A 17,460-nucleotide genomic window follows, 5' to 3' on the forward strand; every position below is an offset into this window, starting at 1 on the left:
ACCAATAATTATTGACTATATTTGTGACAGGTTTGTAAAGAGTAAAAAACGACGAGTTATGCCCGTCGTTACTTTCATTCATCCTCTTCATCAAAAACTTCATCAATCATGCATTTCTCTAATAAATACTCAAATGTAATATCTGCGAGATCTTCAATTTCTTCTCGTTTTGGGACGTACCCTCTTTCAATTAGTTGCTCATAAAAAAACTCCGCAATCTCTTCCGTATCAATCACGACTTCAATTTCCTTCATGAGCATCACTCCTTTATTTCTGTTTTATGAAAAAATCTCAAAATTATGTATATGAGATTAGAAAAATAGATTTTATTTTTTTATAGGTCATAAGCTTTGGACGAGATGCATACGATTGTAGTACAAGCTATTCAAAGGGGGAAATAATAATGGAAAATCAATATGAAGTAGGACAAACAAAAGAAGAGTTCATGCATGAAGATCAATGGGCAGACTCTCTTATAAAGTGGCTTTTTATTTTTTTAATAGTTGTAGGCATACCTTATACTGCATATGTTGTTGTTCAATTTATTCTCTCTTTCTAGTTAACTATTTTTTCTCTGTCAATTTAACTAAATAATTATGAACAACATCCATTACAATTTTATATTCTTCATCTTTAAATGTATCGAACAATAATTGATAATCGTTATAAATATCAAGTAATCCATCAATGATTTCTTGACGATTCGTCTTAACACTCACTTTTTTCGAGTTGTTAATTGACTTTAACTTTCCTAAATCTAATTTATTCATACCGGCTTTATCTTGTTTCATTTTCTTCAAAATTGCATTTGCCGTTTGAGCATTGGCGAGTAACGTTAAATCTGATTCATCCGCTTCTAACCATTCACCATCCGTAATCCGTGACAATTCATAAATTGTATCTTCCCATGCGTCATTCTTATATCTCCATACTTCTGTACGAAAACCAACAATACGGAAAACATCTTTATCATATCCAGTTACTTGCACAAGATCACCAAACGTGAAATTATAATTTAATTCAATCCACTCCGTATCGCCCTTTTTCATATCTTGCTCTGTAACGTGCTGCAATGTTTGCTCTACGTAAAATCCATCGTGATTATTGACTTCGTATACATAAACTCCATCTAAAACCTTCATATTTGTGATTTTCCCAACGGTTCCATATAGCGTAATCACGACTATGTCCCCTACGTTGTATTTAGGTTGTTTTTTTCTTGCCATCTCTATCTCTCCTTTTTTTGACGTCGTGATTTTGATATCAGTATATGCAACCTACATAAAAACGCTTATCACAGAAGCTTATATTCATAAATTTTTTCAATAAAAATTATAATCTTATAAAATTTACATTACACTCAAACAAAAGCTAGTAACTAGACTAGCTTTAAATCAACAAATTTCATAATAAAAAAACATACAGAATACTTCACTTTAAATAAAGTAATGTATTCTGTATGTTTTCAAATAGTTTTTATCTATCTTGTATATATAAATCCCAGGCTTCATCAAATATAGACATACTTTCTAGCATTCCGCTCAACTCTAAGTATGAACTAATTTCATCATAGTCTTCAGATTGCTTCGGAAAACTTAAATCATCATACATCGCCTCTGCTAAATCTGAAATTTCATTTCTAAATAAAGCTGCACGATGCTTCATCATATAATGGTAAAATGTCTTTTTCAAAAATATTCCCTACCTTTCTAACTTGGGTACATTATACAAGGCAAAAAAGAAAAAAACCAGCATAAAAGCTGGTTAAAAGTCGAAATAATTTCTTTTTAATAGACGCGGTCTTCCCATTAATTCTTCATATGTTAGTTGTTTTGGTAAATCTTTCGTGTAAATTAAGAATAATTGATCTTCAATTTCTTTTACTGTATGGTCTGATTGATAGTCCATCCCGCACGAGGAACAAGAAATACATGGTGTCTCTTGGATTTCAATGGCTTTCGTACCATCTGGTAATTCCCAATATACAGTATTCAAGCTTTCTTTCGCTTCTGTACTGTCACACCACATACAATTCATACTGCATCACCCTCAGTTTTTTTGTCGTTTTCTTCTAACTTAGCCATTTGTGCTTGATATTTTTTATCTTTTAATTGATCGCGCTTATCACGTTTATCTTTTAAAGATGCATGAGTATCATTATCTTCGTAGTCTTTACGACGGTTCATACGCTGTAAGTCGTCTGGAACGAGGTTAAATTTCTTATCGCTCATAAGACCTGCGATACCAACATCTGAACGTTTTTCTTCGTAGTTCGGATAAATCTCTTTAAAGTATCCTTCCGCTCTTCCTGGAATATAGCTCTCTGGCTCTGGATACGTCGTAATAACACCTTCAAAGTTACGAAGTACAACTTTATCTGCACTTTGTGAGATTAAATAGTTTGGTTGAAGTGCAATTTTACCGCCTCCGCCTGGCGCATCAACAACGAATGTCGGAACAGCATAACCAGATGTGTGTCCACGTAAACCTTCAATAATTTCAAGACCTTTAGATACTGGTGCACGGAAGTGACCGATACCTTCAGATAAGTCACATTGATAAATGTAGTATGGACGTACACGGATTTTTACTAAGTCATGCATAAGTTTTTTCATAATTGGAACGCTGTCGTTAATACCAGCTAAAATTACTGCTTGGTTTCCGACTGGAACACCAGCATTCGCTAACATTTCACATGCCTTTTTCGATTCTTCAGTAATTTCAATAGATGTATTGAAATGTGTATTTAACCATACTGGATGGTATTTTTTAATAATGTTACATAAGTTTTCTGTAATACGTTGTGGGAATACTACTGGTGCTCTCGTTCCGATACGAATAATCTCAACATGCGGAATCTCTCGTAAATTTTTTAATACATATTCTAAAATTTTATCGTTAATTAGAAGTCCGTCACCACCGGAGATTAATACATCTCGTACTTGTGGCGTTTCACGAATATAAGCAATTGCATCATCTAATTGTTTCTTCGGTACACCCATTCCAATTTGTCCACTAAAACGACGACGTGTACAGTAACGACAATACATAGAACATTGATTTGTTACTAAGAATAGTACACGGTCCGGATAACGATGTGTTAGCCCTGGAACTGGTGAATCTTCGTCTTCGTGAAGTGGGTCTTCTAAATCATATTTTGTTTTATATAACTCTTCCGAAATCGGTACTGATTGCATCCGAATCGGACAGCGTGGATCATCAGGATTCATTAGCCAAGCATAGTACGGTGTAATGTTTAACGGGATCGTTTTCGTTGAAATTTTAACGCCCTCTTCTTCTTCAGGTGTTAAGTTAATTACTTTTCTTAAGTCATCTAACGTTTTGATCGTATTCGTTAATTGCCAAACCCAATCATTCCATTGCTCTTCAGTAACATCTTTCCATAATTCGATATCCTTCCAGTGACGATTTGGTTTGTATACATCATGTAACATTGCTATTCCCCCTTTTTATACGCTCATCCTTTATATAAGCAATAGTTATGCCAACTTTACATTGTTGATAAGTAAATGTGCGGAGAACCCTATTACATAAGCGAAAAAATATTTTTAAGCGTTGTATGAAATCAATACTTAACATCATATTCATTACTTTTTATATATGTAAACGCTCTTTTATTCGTGCAAACACACAAAAACCGCCGATTATTCGGCGGTTTTGTCGTACTTGCTCAGTTTATATTGAAGCGTTTGACGAGGGATACCCAACATTTTTGCGGCTTGTAATATATTCCCTTCCGTTTCAATCAACGCTTGATCTATTAATTCTTTTTCTTTTTGATGAAGTGCTTCTCTAAGTGGCATTATACCCTTCTTCTTCGAAAACTTCTCTTTCCGAAATGTACGTGGTAAACAATTGGCTGTTAATGTATTCCCTTCTGCAATAATAACAGCATGTTCAATCGTATGTTTTAACTCCCGTACATTTCCAGGCCACTGATAAGCTTGCAGTCTATCTTTCGCTTCCTCATCAATTTGAAGTACACCTTTTTTATAACTTTTATTATATTCTTTCAAAAAATAAGATGCTAATAATAGTACATCCTCAGTTCTTTCACGAAGCGGTGGGATATATAATGAAAATACGTTTAAGCGATAATATAAATCAGTGCGAATTTTATTCTCTCGTAAACATATTTCTGGAGGCTGGTTCATCGCGGTAATAACACGAACATCTACTTTTCTCGTCTTATTATCACCAATTCTTCTAATGACTCCATCTTCTAACACTCGTAACATTTTTGCCTGCAAATCAAGAGGCATTGAATTCAGTTCATCTAAAAATAATGTACCACCATCAACAAGTTCAAATAGCCCAGCTCTTTCAATCGCTCCCGTATAGCTTCCTTTTGTCGTTCCAAACAATAAACTTTCTAATAGCGACTCTGGTAAAGCTGCACAGTTTTGTGCAATAAATGGCTTGTTTTTTCTTTTAGAAGCTTCATGAATTGCTTGTACGAACAGTTCTTTTCCTGTTCCTGTTTCACCATATATTAAAACATTCGCGTCTGTTGGTGCTACTTTTTGTGCTAACTCTTTCGTCTGTTTAAACCGCGTATCATTTGTCACTATCGTCTCAAATGCAGCGTGCTTTTTAATCACTTTTTTTCTAGATGATCGCTTTATTTTCGACTGTAAGTCAACAATTGTGTCAGTAAGCTTTTGAATTGTAGAGTAATCCTTTGCAATTTCAACAGCCCCAGCAATATTCCCATCTATAAAAATAGGTAACGTCGTATTTACTGTACAAACATCTTCACCATTTAAATTTTGATAATGTTGTACCTGATGTACGATAGGTTTTTTTGTATCTAGTACTTTCATCAATGTACTCGTTTCCCTTGATAAAGACGGGAACGCTTCTAACAGATGTTTCCCTAACACTTTTTCAATCTTCGATCCATCGTGTTTTGCAGCTACAGAATTATAAAATATTGTAATTCCATTTTCATCTACAGCGTGTATAGCCTCATCAATACTGCCCAAAATCGCTTCAATGACTTCTTGTGTCGAAACTGCTAGCAATGTCATCCCCCCTCTTGCCGAAAATCCAGCAATTACATGCCGAATTTTCGGCACACCTATGTGCGATTGTAAGCATGACGATTCCGTTCTATAATTTTAATCAATTTTATATTTTCATTAGATAACTCGAAACTCTAATTAGTACGGCTTTTTCAAACACCCAGCTCCACCTAACTGTTTTGCTTTACAGCCAAATTTTGAGGCGGAAGTTTTACTGCTTTCGAATAGCTAGATAGATCTTTCACCCATATATTCATATCTTCCAACTTATCGAAAATGTAGCAATTATTCGCCAGTCTTCCTGTATACGTATAGCCTAATTGATGAAAGGCAGCATTCATTCCGAAAGAAAGCGATCGAGCAATTGTATAGGAGCAGAAAATAGATCTTTCTTGAAGTTCTTCCTCTAATTTAATTAGTAAACTTTTCATAAATCCATGTTTACGGTATTCAGGTAAAGTAGCACAATTCGTTAATTCTGCATTCCCTTCCTTTATGTTCATTTCTGCAGATGCTGTACTAATAATTTTCCCCTCAAATTCATACACGTAGTAAATTGTATCGTCTTCTTTCATCGTCTGTAATACATAACTCGCTTCATTTAAAGGTGTCGGATACACTTCAAATACTTTTCCGAATACAGTTGCTAATTCTTCTGCATCTTCTTCAGTCGCTTTTCTCAGCAAAAATTTCTCTGGAACTACTTTTTCTTTTATTTCTTTTCCTTTTACACCGCTTAATATAGTATCTTCCTCAATCCAATGCATACTATTTCGTCTTTCATCATTATTATATTTCACAAAAAAGTATGCATCGTGTCCTTGAAAATAATGAGGTATCGTTGCTTCCAACAAAAAACCGAAAGAGAGCCATGTTGAAACATGCTCTCCCTTTCCTTTAATAATACATTTAGTGAAAGAATGTTTCTCTGCTAGTTCGTCAATTGTCTGTATAATACTTTCAACATTTCCTGTATAGTGATCTACCCGAATACGCTTATTAAAATAATCTAAAACACCTTCTACTGTATAACAATTCGTCTGTTCTCTAAAAGATTCATAGTATTTCATTTTTTCACCTCACACCAATCTAGTAATGTACATGCAATAATTTTTGCGGCAGCTATCATTTTATCAACTTCTATATATTCGTTTGGATAGTGTGCTACTTTCGTCTCTCCTGGACCAAATACTATTGTTGGTACGTTTGCAATTTGTGTAAATAAACCTCCATCAGTCCCCCACGGAGATGCTTCAATAATTGGTTCGTTCCCTTCGATTTCAACAAAGTTGTGATGAAGTGTCGTAATGAGTTCATGATTCTCTTCTAGTTCACCAGGAACCCATCTCGCTCCAAACCATTCTACTTCTACTGGATTTTCAACAAACCAATTGTCCACATCATTTAATTCAGCAATCCAATTCTCAAACTCTTCTTTTGCCGCCTCTATAGTCTCATTCGGCGCAACACCGCATCTTCCTTCTAAAATTAATTCATCGGGAACAGAACTTGGCCAACTCCCTCCTTCAATTTTCCCAATGTTAATTGGAATTGGAATCGGAATTTCTTTAAATAACGGATCTGTAATTCGACTATTTCTTTTCTCCTCTAGCTTTCTTACATGTTCTATAACAAACATACTTTTTTCAATTGCACTAACCCCTTCATAGCGCGTTCCACCGTGTGCAGCTTTCCCTTTTACACGTAGACGAAACCACATGGAACCTTGTTGTTTCGGGAAAAACTTCATATTAGTAGGCTCCGGAATAATGACACCATCTGCCTTATATCCTCGTAATATAGTTGCTAATGTCCCTGCTCCGCCACTTTCCTCTTCTATTACACTTTGAAAATAGATGTCTCCTTTTAATTCAATGTTAGATTCAATAATCGCTTCCATCGCAAGCATAAGTGCGACATTTCCGCCCTTCATATCCGTCGTTCCACGGCCATATATACGATTTCCGATTTTCTCACCGCTATAAGGATGATGTTCCCACTGATTCACATCCCCTTCTGGAACTACATCAATATGCCCATTCAATATCATAGATTTCCCGTCGCCACTTCCTTTTAAAGTTGCTACAATATTTGGGCTATCTGAAAAACTTGTACGGGGTGATACAAAATAAGGATGATCTTTCATTTTAGAAAAAGAAGGCTCCCATATATCGAGCTCTAAACCTAATTCACGTAATTTTTCAATCACAATTGCCTGCGCACCGCTTTCATCACCAGATACGCTCTTTTCTTGAATTAATCGTTTTAAAAATTTCACACTTTCCTCTTCATGGCTCTCAATATAATCACAAACTTGCTTTTTTAATTGCTCCATATATTACATCTCCCTTCATTCAATTACTAGTAAGTTAGAACTAATTTGAAAATCAGCTTCTGTATGTCGTTTTACATCTTCTACTGTGTATGGGCTCATTAATTCTTGTAATATAAGTCCACTCGGAGTTACCTCCATGACTGCCATATCAGTAATAATTAAATCTACACATTTCTTTGAAGTTAATGGCAATGTACACTCTGAAACAATTTTTGCATTTCCGTACTTATCAACATGATTCATCACAACAACGACCCGCTTCGCTTTTTGTGCTAAATCCATTGCTCCACCAATACCTGGAACACGTTTTCCAGGTACAATCCAGTTTGCTAAATCACCATTTTCACTTACTTGTAATGAACCAAGAATCGTTATGTCTAGCAAACCTTTTCGAATCATCCCAAACGCTGTGCAGCTATCGAAATAACTCGCTCCTGTTATAAGAGAAGTTGGTAAACCTGCTGCATTACACAAATTTTCATCTTCATTCCCTTTACTTGGCGTTGGTCCCATGCCGACGATTCCATTTTCCGCATGAAACATAACATTTATATCTTCAGGCAAATGATTTGGTACAAGCGATGGTATGCCAATACCTAAATTTACAATCATACCATTTTGTATTTCTTTCGCCGCACGCCTAGCAATCTTATCCCTCACTTCTACGCCCATACCCATTTCCAGTTCACTCCTTCCGACGGTACAATATAATTTACGAAAACACCTGGAACGACAATTTCCTCTGGATCTAAACTTCCAAGCGGGACTATTTCTTCTGCTTCTACAATTGTTATATCCCCAGCCATAGCTACATGGGGATTCATATTTCGTGCACTTTTGTCAAATACAAGGTTACCAAACGGATCTGCCTTTTTCGCATATACAATTGAAACTTCAGCAGTTAATGCTGTTTCAACTAAGTAGGTCTTACCATTCATTTCAACTGTTCGTTTTCCCTCTTCCACAATCGTATCAACACCAACATCAACTAAAACACCACCAAGACCAACGCCACCAGCGCGAATACGCTCTGCTAATGTTCCCTGCGGAGAAAACTCAATTTGTAACCTTCCCTCGTTTAGTTGCCTTCCTGCATTTGGATTGGAGCCAATGTGAGAAGTAATTATTGATTTAACTCTTTCATTTGTAACAAGACGACCGATACCTACATCAGGAAATCCAGTGTCATTTCCAATTAAATTTAAATTTGTAACGCCTTTTTCTAAAATTGCCTGTATTAAAGATGGAGGGGATCCAATCCCTCCAAATCCCCCAAACATCAATGTCATATCATCATGGAACAAAGAAATTACTTCCTCAATTTCTTTTAATTTACCGAATGTATTTGTAATAGTTGTCATGCGATACTATGCCCTCCTTTTTGCATCATCTCTTCCACACTTTTAGAGAAAATTGAAAGTAATTCATCTAACTCGGAATATGTAGTTGTCATTGGCGGTGCTACAAGCAGTGCACTATCTTCTTTTCCTGCTTGCCCTGAAACTGCTTGGTATAAAAGCAGACCATTTTTAGCTGCAACTGAAATAAGCTCTGACGCTTTTGTAAACGGTTGCAATTCTACTCCGATTAGCAACCCTTTTCCGCGCACATCAGCAATGATTGTCGATTGTTGTTGAACTTTCTGTAAGCCTTTTATTAAATACTCTCCCTTTTCTGCTGTTTTTTCAGGAAGATTATGTTTCTCCATATATTCAATAACAGCTAAAGCCGTTGCTGCAGACAATGGATTTGCACTTAACGTATGACCACTCATTACTGAACGTGATCCACGTAATATTGGTTCCATAACACGATCACTTACAACTGTCGCTGCCATCGGTGTATATCCCGCTCCTAACCCTTTACCAAGTGTCATAATATCCGGCTCTACGCCCCAATGCTCCATCGCAAACCATGCTCCAGTACGACCAAGCCCAGTCATTACTTCATCCGCAATAAATAAAATATCGTAATGGTCGCAAATCTCTTTAATGACTTTATAATAGTCTTTCGGCGGAACAACCGCGCCTCCAGCTGCTCCGATAATCGGCTCAGCAATAAAAGCAGCAATATGCTCTGCACCAATTCTTTCAATTGATCTTTCTAGTTCAGTCGCACATGCCAGCTGACAAGTTGGATATACTTTTTGAACAGGACATCTGAAACAATATGGAGCTGGTATAGTCGGATAATCTTCCAAAATAGATACGAAACGTTGTCTACGTAGTGGATGCCCAGACATCGATAAAGCACCCATCGTAATACCGTGATAACTCATCCATCTTGATAAAATTTTATGTTTCCCTTGAATACCTCGCTCTTGAAAATGCTGAATTGCAATTTTCATAGCTGTTTCATTCGCTTCCGTGCCACTATTTACAAAAAAACTCCAGTTCAAATCTCCTACACTTAAATCACTTAACTTCTTCGCTAATTTTTCAGCTGGTTCACTCGTAAACTGTGATCTATAAACGAAAGCAATCTCCTCAGCTTGCTTTTTAATAACGTCTGCAATCTCCTTTACGCCATGCCCAATACCTGCCGTAATTGCTCCTGACGAACCATCAAAATATTTATTGCCATTTTGATCATACAAATAAACACCTTTTCCATGTGAAATCATTGGATACGGCTGACCAACAAGTGGTTTAATTAAGTAATCGCGCATAGCGCTCCCCCATTTCTCCAATTTGTATATATATATGAAGAAAATTGACGTTTCTTTCATAAAAAAGAATCCTCTGCAAAAGCAGTGAATTTATCAAAAAACTATTATAAAATATACAAATGAGTGCTTAAAAATTTTTATAAAACAGAAAATTCAGAACTAAAAAACCGAAGACCAACCCTTTTCTATACGCCCAAATAACCCTCCTTTTTATATGAAATGACTACATCACCAAATGTTTTTATAGCATAATGCCAACTGTCCTTAAATGCCGACATTCTGTACACTTCGACGGAACTCCCGTTAAACTCCTTCCTATTATCCTACTTTAAATTGCATATTTTAAAACAAATTTCGACACCCACCTTACTAATCAATTCAGATTCCTATTCATTATGTAAACTTTTCAGTTTTAAACTATAAAAAAAGAACCGATTAACCACACTAATCAGTTCGTCATGACGCTCTCTTATGGGTTAATACTGTCAATTGCTAAAATAAATAGAAAAATGAAGTTTACAAATTCATCCTACAGCCTATAACACAAAACCTTTTCATAACTTCATTCACAATTACTATCGGGATATCCCTATCCCGAAGTGGTACTCCTTTCCTCAGATTCAAAGTATCTTTCCTTTATAATTTATGTAGGACAATTATCACTTTGTATGTGTATTTGCCTATAATTAAAAAAATCCCTAGTTTTCTAGCGATTTTTGGACGTGTATTCAATATGTTAATTGAAATGCACTTTCAATTTGGCATTTATTTTACTTTCGTACAGTCATATGTACTGCTTTACTCTGCGAAATTCTCGTAAGCACCAGCACCTCTTTATGAAAACATATTTGTTGTCAATTTTTAATTTTCCCTTTATAAAATCATTTTTTTTGCATAACCGCTTTCTTGCTTCGCATATAGTTTTAATGATGACAAAGGAGGAATGTTCATGTCTCAATCTGAAATCGAAAAATATGGACAAGAAGTTACACAATACGAACAACTCGCACGTTACTATCAGTTTCGTAATCCTAAAAAATATATAGAATTATATATGAAATATTACGATGCACTATCAAAACTTGTACAGGCGTATGAAACAAGAGACTCACAAGAAGCTGCTTTACCGTCACATATAAGAATTTTTCATGCCGATCCAAATATACCAGCGGTTGACATTTTAGTAAACGGACAAAAGGTTATTAAAAATATTTCATTTAAGCAATTCAGCCCTTATTTATCATTAGTGCAAGGTAAATACCGTATAGATATTGTTCCTGTCGGAAATGAAACTCCAATCTTTTCAGCGTTGGTACCAATAATGGGAAATCATACTTATACTCTTGCTGCAATAAATAGTGATAATCACCTACAATTACAGCCTATACTTGATAATACACATTTACCAGCTGGTCAAGCCAAAATACGGTTTGCACATTTCTCTCCAGATACCCCTGTTGTAAACGTAGATTTAAAAGATGGGGATCATTTATTTGAAAATGTACTCTTTAAACAAATAACAGATTTTTTGCAAGTTAGCCCTGGTACAGCAGATATTGAAATTTCACTCGCAGATAATAAAAACGTTTTATTGACTATACCAAAATTCAATGTTGAACCAAATGTTATTTATACAATTTCAATAGTAGGTTATTCAACTAAAGATCCTAAATTAGAAGCCGTTATACTCACAAATTAAAACAGTCTACACCATTCATTTGGTGTAGACTGTTTATTTTTGAAATGCAATTTGAAATTCTGTCCAATCGTTATCTGATCGACACATAATGGATCCATTATGTTTTTCCACAATTTGTTTACATACAAATAATCCAATACCAGTTCCTAACTTTTTAGTAGTTACAAATGGTTCAAAAATCGTTTCTACATTTTCAGCTGGAATCATTGGTCCATTATTTTTTATCACAATTCGAATAGCTTGATCTTCTTCAAATACATCAATGATAATTTTTCGTTCTTCTTTCATTGATTCAAGAGCATCAATTGAATTCATTAATATGTTTAAAAATACTTGTCTCACTTCACTCCGATAACCAACAAGCGGAATTGGATACGGTAAATTCTTTTCAATCAAAACATTCGCATTGACCAAACTCGGATATAAGAATTGTATAATGTCTTGAAACAAGTCATTAAGCCAAAACCGTTCCGATTCATTCCACATTTCTTTTTTCGATACGAGTAAAAATTGCGAAATACGAAAATTTAATTGATCTAATTCATGCGAAATAATATCTAAATACGATAAACTCGGATGATCCGCCTTTAATAATTTAACAAACCCCATAATGGAAGTAAGCGGATTACGAAATTCATGTACAAAACTAGCTGACATTTGCCCTAAAATCGTCAGCCTTTCTTTATGTGTTTCGTTAATATATTGCTGTTTTTCCTCTAAATTCTTCGATATAATTTCCGAGTATTTTAAAACGGTATAATAAATTAATTTGTCAAAACAAGTATGTATTTTTGCCATAATTGGTTTCAATTCACGAGCGCTAACATCTAATTCACACATCGCTTCGAAAAGTTCATTTCTTCCCACGTTTGCGTTATAAACAAAATCTCCAATATTCGCATCTGCTCCAGCACGTTCAATAGCAATTTTCTCACATAACGGTTGAAGATAATTTATATCTTTATCTTCCATAGTAAGTTCGATAATTAACTCTAGTAAATCCTCTCCATTTTGAACCACTTCTAGTTTAAATGGATCTTTTTCGGAAATTATCATTTTGTTTTTCCAGTTCTCTACGAATTGGTGCCTATTGTTTTTCAAGTGTGAACAAAATATTTCTTTAATATCCTTATCGATTGGAAAAACCTCCATTCCCTCCATTTCCATACGACGAATACCCTTTATATTTTGAATATTAACACAAAAAATACGATTCGTTAATAGATTTTTGTCACATTTTGTTAATTTCTGTTGATAAAATTATTTTTTCTTTCTTATTTAACTAATTGTATACAAATCCCCTTTTTCCTTCACATATTTTCATTATTTCCGTAGTCAAAACGACTTTTTTTTGCATCATTTTTAATTCTTGCGTACAATAGAAAATGAAAGGTGTGAAAAATATGGTAAATAAAAATGTGGAAGATTATCTCCAAGAAGGCATTTACGGCCAAAAGCAAAACAAACCAGAAGAACGTAATATGTATTTAACTACATTACGTGAGCGTGTGGAAATCGCTTTAACAATCGGTCAAGTAATGCAAAGTAATGTATACTCTGAAGTGGCGGGTAGCATGCGCTCTTCTCAATCATTACAACTCCTCCTAAATGGTGGCATTGCTTACCCACATTTATCAAAATACATTAAATTAGCAAACGAAAAAAATGTTCCTTTTACAATTGTTCAAAATAAAGATACAAAAACACCAATCGGTTTAGTATTAACTCATGCTACTGCTATAGATAAAGAACAAATTTATGTAGAAGATACTATTTTCAAACAAGAAATGAAGTAAAAGTTACACTTAATTAAATAGTTACTAGAAGCGTAAAAAACGAGTATGGAATCGTAAACATTTCCTACTCGTTTTTTAGTGCAAGTTTTAAGTTTTTCCACTTTATTTTTTAATACATACTAATTTCATTTCTGTCATTTCTTCTATTGCATATTTAATTCCTTCGCGTCCCGTGCCACTTTCTTTCACACCACCATAAGGCATATGATCTACTCTGAACGTTGGAATATCATTAATCATGACACCACCAACCTCTAGCTCATCAATTGCACGCATTGCTTTAAATAAATTATTTGTAAATACTCCTGCCTGTAAGCCGTAACGCGAATTATTTACTTGCTCAATCGCTTCATCAAATTCTTTAAATGTATTTACTGTCATGAGTGGACCGAATACTTCTTGGCACTGCACAGATACATGATCTGGAACATTTGTTAATACAGTCGGTTCAAAAATTCTTGCATCCTGCTTCTTACCACCACATAAAACAGTTGCTCCTTCCTTAATTGCTTCTTGAACCCACATATCAATTCGCTCTACATCTTTTTTTGAAATTAAAGCTGATACATCCGTTTCCTCAAGCAATGGATCACCAACAACAACTGATTCCATCGCTTTCTTTAGCTTTGAGAGAAATTCATGTATTTTCGTTTCATGTACAAAAATACGTTGTACTGAAATACAAACTTGCCCATTATTAACAAATGCTCCCCATTTTACACGTTCAATTATTTCATCTGTTAACTCTACATCTTCATCAATAATAACAGCAGCATTTGAGCCTAGTTCTAACGTAACTCGTTTTAGCCCAGCCTTTTGTTTTATTCCGATTCCAACTTTTGGACTTCCGGTAAAAGTAATAGAAGCAACGTAATCATTTTTGACGATTGCCTCACCAACCGTGGGGCCAGGGCCAGAAATGATATTTAAAGCTCCATTTGGCAATCCTGCCTCTTCAAATAACTCAACTAATGCATAAGATGATAATGGCGTTTGATCAGCTGGCTTTAATACAACTGTATTTCCGGCAGCGATTGCTGGTCCAACTTTATGCGCTACTAAATTTAATGGGAAATTAAATGGTGTAATAGCCCCTATAACCCCAATCGGCTTTCGGATTGTATATGCAATACGCCCATCTGCACCAGGTGCGGCGTCTAATGGCAATGTCTCACCATATATACGCTTCGCTTCTTCAGCTGCAAATTTGTACGTTTGAACAGTACGATCTACTTCTCCCCTTGCAGCACGTATTGGTTTTGCAGCTTCTTTTGCAATAATCTCTGCAAATTCTTCTCTTCTTTCATCCATTTTTTGTGCAACTTTCTCTAAAATAGTCGCACGATCATATGCAGATAATGTATTCATTTTTATCATTGCATTTTTTGCAGCAGTAACAGCCTCTTTTACATCTTCTTCCGTTCCTTGTGCAATTTCCGCTAATGTTTCTTCAGAATATGGTGCGTATAATGGTTTATACGTGTTTACAGATTTCCAACTTCCGTTTATATATAAATGCTTTTTCATACTTCTTCTCCTTCCAAATATATGTATACAACAATACTTCACCTAGTGAAAGGTTCAACTTATGTCATTGTATCATAGCCCCTATCCCTCAAAAAACATTATGCTCAAAAAAACTCTGCTATATAGCAGAGTTTACGAGCTAATTTGCTCTTGTAACGAAATTTGTTTTTCATCTTCTAAAATAACAATCGATTCTACTATCTTTGTAACTTCTAATCTTTTTATATAATGTCCATCTAATTCTTTTACACAAAACTTATAATTTTCAATTTCAATGGAATCCTCTTCAGCAATCTCTATATTCTTCGTTAAAATCCAACCACCGATTGTATCAACACCATCATCATCAATCCCTAAACCAAATAACGTATTCACTTCACTAACAAGTACTTTTCCCTCTAGTATCGTCTTCGTTTCACTAACCTTTTGAATTTCTGGCTGCTCATCCGTATCAAACTCATCCTGAATATCTCCAACAATTTCTTCCAAAATATCTTCAACAGTAACAAGTCCAGATGTCCCACCATATTCATCTATCAATATAGCAATATGTGTTCTTTCTTTTTGCATTTTTAAAAACAAATCATGAATTGGAATAGAATCGATAACTAAAATAATTGGTCTCACATATTGCTCTACTGTCTTCTTATTAACAGCTTTATGTTGTACAAACTCAGTAAAAATATCTTTAAAATTCACAAAACCTATTACGTGGTCTTTGTCGCCATCAACAACTGGATACCTTGTATATTTTTCGCGAGACATTTTTTGCAAAGCTTCTTCAGCAGGCATTTCTTTACTTATAATATTCATTTCAGTTCGAGGTACCATTATTTCTTTTGCAATCCGATCATCAAATTCAAAAATTTTATTTACATATTTATATTCAGATTGATTAATCTCACCATTTTTATAACTTTCTGAAACTAACAACCGTAATTCTTCTTCTGAATGAACCTCATCATGCCCCTTCGGCGGTTTCAGCCCTAGCAGCTTCGTAATGATTCGAGCTGAACCATTTAATAGCCAAATGAATGGGAATGCAATACGATAAAAGAAAATTAACGGCTTAGAAACAAGCAAACTCACTTGTTCAGATTTTTGAATTGCAAATGTTTTTGGGGCCAATTCCCCTATTACAACATGTAAAAAAGTAATTAACAAAAATACTAAAGTTACAGCAAAAATGTCTGCTAGTTGAGTAGAGATATTCCAATTTGCAAAAAGCGTATCAAACATTTGCTTTAACGCAGGTTTACCAAACCACCCAATTCCTAAAGCTGTAACAGTAATTCCTAACTGACAAGCAGATAAATATTCGTCTAAGTTTGTAATGACTGTTTTGACCGATGTTGCACGATTATTTCCTTCTGCAATTAAATAGTCAATTCGTGAACTTCTCACTTTAACAATTGCAAATTCTGCTGCAACGAAAAATGCCGTTAAGGCAATTAAAACAATCACTATACTTATACTATATATGTCCAAATACTTTTCCTTACTTACTTTGTAAGCAAGGAAGCCACCTCCTACTTAATTTTATTCAAGTGAAGTAAGCATTCTAATACTCTAACAAAATTCTACATTAGCAACCACCTTTTTATATATTATATGCATACATAAAAAAGATATTTATCATTATGATAATCTAATTCATTTACACTCGTCAAATTATTCTAAATGTTACGATAAGACATTTTTATTTAAAAGAACTATTCTCCTCAACTCAATTTCGTGAAAAAACACTTTCTTTGCCGATTCCACACTTCTTTTGTCGCACTAGAAGGGAACTTACTTCATAGCTCGAAATCATTCAACAGGATATATATAGGAGGGATTATTTTGGAATATAAAACACCATTTATCGCAAAGAAATTAGGTGTTAGCCCAAAGGCTGTTGTCCGGATCGCGCAACAATTAAATCTTACGATAGAGAAAAACAAATATGGCCACTTTATTTTCACACAAGAGGATGTCGATCAAATGTTAGAACACCATCGATTTCAAATAGAGCAATCTCAAAATTCTCAATCTACTCAAAAGGCTTCCTCAAATGAAGTTGAGGAATTAAAAACTCAAGTTAATACAATTGTTCAAAACATATCATCGAATGATTTTGAGCAATTAGCTAATCAATTAAACACTATTACGAGAAGACTTGATCGAATGGAAGAACAAATGCAAGATAAGGCAAATGATGTCGTCACGTACCAACTTTTACAACACCGTCGTGAAATGGAGGAAATGTTAGAGCGAATTCAAAAGTTAGAAGCTGCCCTAACGAAAGAAGAACCCATTTATATTACTCCGGATTCAAAACCAACATATGAAAGAGAAAAGAAACCGAAGCGCCGCAAAATGATTTTTAGTATATTTGGATTATAATTTTT

General features: G+C 34.7%; 18 protein-coding genes. 4 read left to right on the forward strand and 14 right to left on the reverse strand.

What is annotated here, in order from left to right; all coding sequences use genetic code 11:
- Nucleotides 1-74: 74 nt before the first annotated feature.
- Complete coding sequence (locus tag ACTFN4_RS18460) at nt 75-254, reverse strand: YozD family protein (RefSeq protein WP_000658451.1); 180 nt, start codon at nt 252-254, stop codon at nt 75-77.
- 149 nt (nt 255-403) lie between these two features.
- Between ACTFN4_RS18460 and ACTFN4_RS18465 the strand changes: the two genes are divergently transcribed.
- Nucleotides 404-559, forward strand: a complete 156-nt coding sequence (locus ACTFN4_RS18465) for a DUF3930 family protein (RefSeq protein WP_000431486.1) — start codon at nt 404-406, stop codon at nt 557-559.
- A 4-nt stretch (nt 560-563) separates the two neighbouring features.
- On the opposite strand, the gene ACTFN4_RS18470 is transcribed toward ACTFN4_RS18465, so the two are convergent.
- The 10 genes from ACTFN4_RS18470 to ACTFN4_RS18515 form a co-directional block, all read right to left on the reverse strand.
- Complete coding sequence (locus ACTFN4_RS18470) at nt 564-1,226, reverse strand: hypothetical protein (RefSeq protein ID WP_000101499.1); 663 nt, start codon at nt 1,224-1,226, stop codon at nt 564-566.
- A gap of 250 nt (nt 1,227-1,476) precedes the next feature.
- Complete coding sequence (locus ACTFN4_RS18475) at nt 1,477-1,692, reverse strand: YozE family protein (protein WP_000750717.1); 216 nt, start codon at nt 1,690-1,692, stop codon at nt 1,477-1,479.
- A 72-nt stretch (nt 1,693-1,764) separates the two neighbouring features.
- Nucleotides 1,765-2,037: a YokU family protein gene (locus ACTFN4_RS18480; RefSeq protein WP_000995763.1), complete on the reverse strand. Its 273-nt coding sequence runs from the start codon at nt 2,035-2,037 to the stop codon at nt 1,765-1,767.
- On the reverse strand, nt 2,034-3,455 hold the full coding sequence (gene ablA / locus ACTFN4_RS18485; RefSeq protein ID WP_000902142.1) for a lysine 2,3-aminomutase: 1,422 nt from the start codon (nt 3,453-3,455) through the stop codon (nt 2,034-2,036). The genes ACTFN4_RS18480 and ablA overlap by 4 nt, the downstream gene beginning before the upstream one ends.
- 210 nt (nt 3,456-3,665) lie before the next feature.
- Nucleotides 3,666-5,051, reverse strand: a complete 1,386-nt coding sequence (gene rocR, locus ACTFN4_RS18490; RefSeq protein ID WP_439962659.1) for an arginine utilization transcriptional regulator RocR — start codon at nt 5,049-5,051, stop codon at nt 3,666-3,668.
- A gap of 164 nt (nt 5,052-5,215) precedes the next feature.
- On the reverse strand, nt 5,216-6,115 hold the full coding sequence (gene ablB, locus ACTFN4_RS18495) for a putative beta-lysine N-acetyltransferase (RefSeq protein WP_000878594.1): 900 nt from the start codon (nt 6,113-6,115) through the stop codon (nt 5,216-5,218).
- Complete coding sequence (locus ACTFN4_RS18500; protein WP_000436698.1) at nt 6,112-7,380, reverse strand: peptidase; 1,269 nt, start codon at nt 7,378-7,380, stop codon at nt 6,112-6,114. The genes ablB and ACTFN4_RS18500 overlap by 4 nt, the downstream gene beginning before the upstream one ends.
- Before the next feature lie 15 nt (nt 7,381-7,395).
- Entirely contained in the window at nt 7,396-8,058 is a 663-nt protein-coding gene (locus tag ACTFN4_RS18505; RefSeq protein ID WP_000525293.1) for a CoA transferase subunit B, read from the reverse strand.
- Nucleotides 8,043-8,741, reverse strand: a complete 699-nt coding sequence (atoD, locus tag ACTFN4_RS18510; RefSeq protein ID WP_000208102.1) for an acetate CoA-transferase subunit alpha — start codon at nt 8,739-8,741, stop codon at nt 8,043-8,045. Before atoD ends, ACTFN4_RS18505 begins: the two co-directional genes overlap by 16 nt.
- Nucleotides 8,738-10,048, reverse strand: coding sequence for an aspartate aminotransferase family protein (locus ACTFN4_RS18515; protein WP_001205882.1), 1,311 nt, complete (start codon nt 10,046-10,048; stop codon nt 8,738-8,740). Before ACTFN4_RS18515 ends, atoD begins: the two co-directional genes overlap by 4 nt.
- Nucleotides 10,049-10,997: 949 nt before the next feature.
- Here ACTFN4_RS18515 and ACTFN4_RS18520 point away from each other — a divergent pair.
- Nucleotides 10,998-11,747 (forward strand): DUF4397 domain-containing protein, encoded by a 750-nt coding sequence (locus tag ACTFN4_RS18520; RefSeq protein WP_000083284.1) that lies wholly within the window; start codon nt 10,998-11,000, stop codon nt 11,745-11,747.
- 33 nt (nt 11,748-11,780) lie between these two features.
- On the opposite strand, the gene ACTFN4_RS18525 is transcribed toward ACTFN4_RS18520, so the two are convergent.
- On the reverse strand, nt 11,781-12,914 hold the full coding sequence (locus tag ACTFN4_RS18525; RefSeq protein ID WP_000425086.1) for a BA2291 family sporulation histidine kinase: 1,134 nt from the start codon (nt 12,912-12,914) through the stop codon (nt 11,781-11,783).
- Nucleotides 12,915-13,150: 236 nt separating this feature from the next.
- Between ACTFN4_RS18525 and ACTFN4_RS18530 the strand changes: the two genes are divergently transcribed.
- Nucleotides 13,151-13,543 carry a YueI family protein gene (locus ACTFN4_RS18530; protein WP_000247558.1) on the forward strand — a complete coding sequence of 131 codons (393 nt, stop codon included), beginning with the start codon at nt 13,151-13,153 and terminating at the stop codon, nt 13,541-13,543.
- 102 nt (nt 13,544-13,645) lie between these two features.
- Here the strand turns inward: ACTFN4_RS18530 and ACTFN4_RS18535 are convergent, their stop codons facing one another.
- Both ACTFN4_RS18535 and ACTFN4_RS18540 read right to left on the reverse strand, forming a co-directional pair.
- The gene (locus tag ACTFN4_RS18535) at nt 13,646-15,070 is read right to left on the reverse strand and encodes an aldehyde dehydrogenase family protein (protein WP_439962660.1); all 1,425 of its coding nucleotides are present in this window, start codon (nt 15,068-15,070) and stop codon (nt 13,646-13,648) included.
- 132 nt (nt 15,071-15,202) lie between these two features.
- Nucleotides 15,203-16,558, reverse strand: a complete 1,356-nt coding sequence (locus ACTFN4_RS18540; protein WP_000356254.1) for a hemolysin family protein — start codon at nt 16,556-16,558, stop codon at nt 15,203-15,205.
- 354 nt (nt 16,559-16,912) lie between these two features.
- Here ACTFN4_RS18540 and racA point away from each other — a divergent pair, with 354 nt between their 5' ends.
- A complete protein-coding gene (racA, locus tag ACTFN4_RS18545; RefSeq protein ID WP_000456023.1) occupies nt 16,913-17,455 on the forward strand; it encodes a chromosome-anchoring protein RacA in 543 nt (180 codons plus the stop codon).
- Nucleotides 17,456-17,460: the final 5 nt, after the last annotated feature.

The organism is Bacillus cereus group sp. MYBK95-2, from assembly GCF_051915225.1.
GTDB classification, from domain to species: Bacteria; Bacillota; Bacilli; order Bacillales; family Bacillaceae_G; genus Bacillus_A; species Bacillus_A cereus.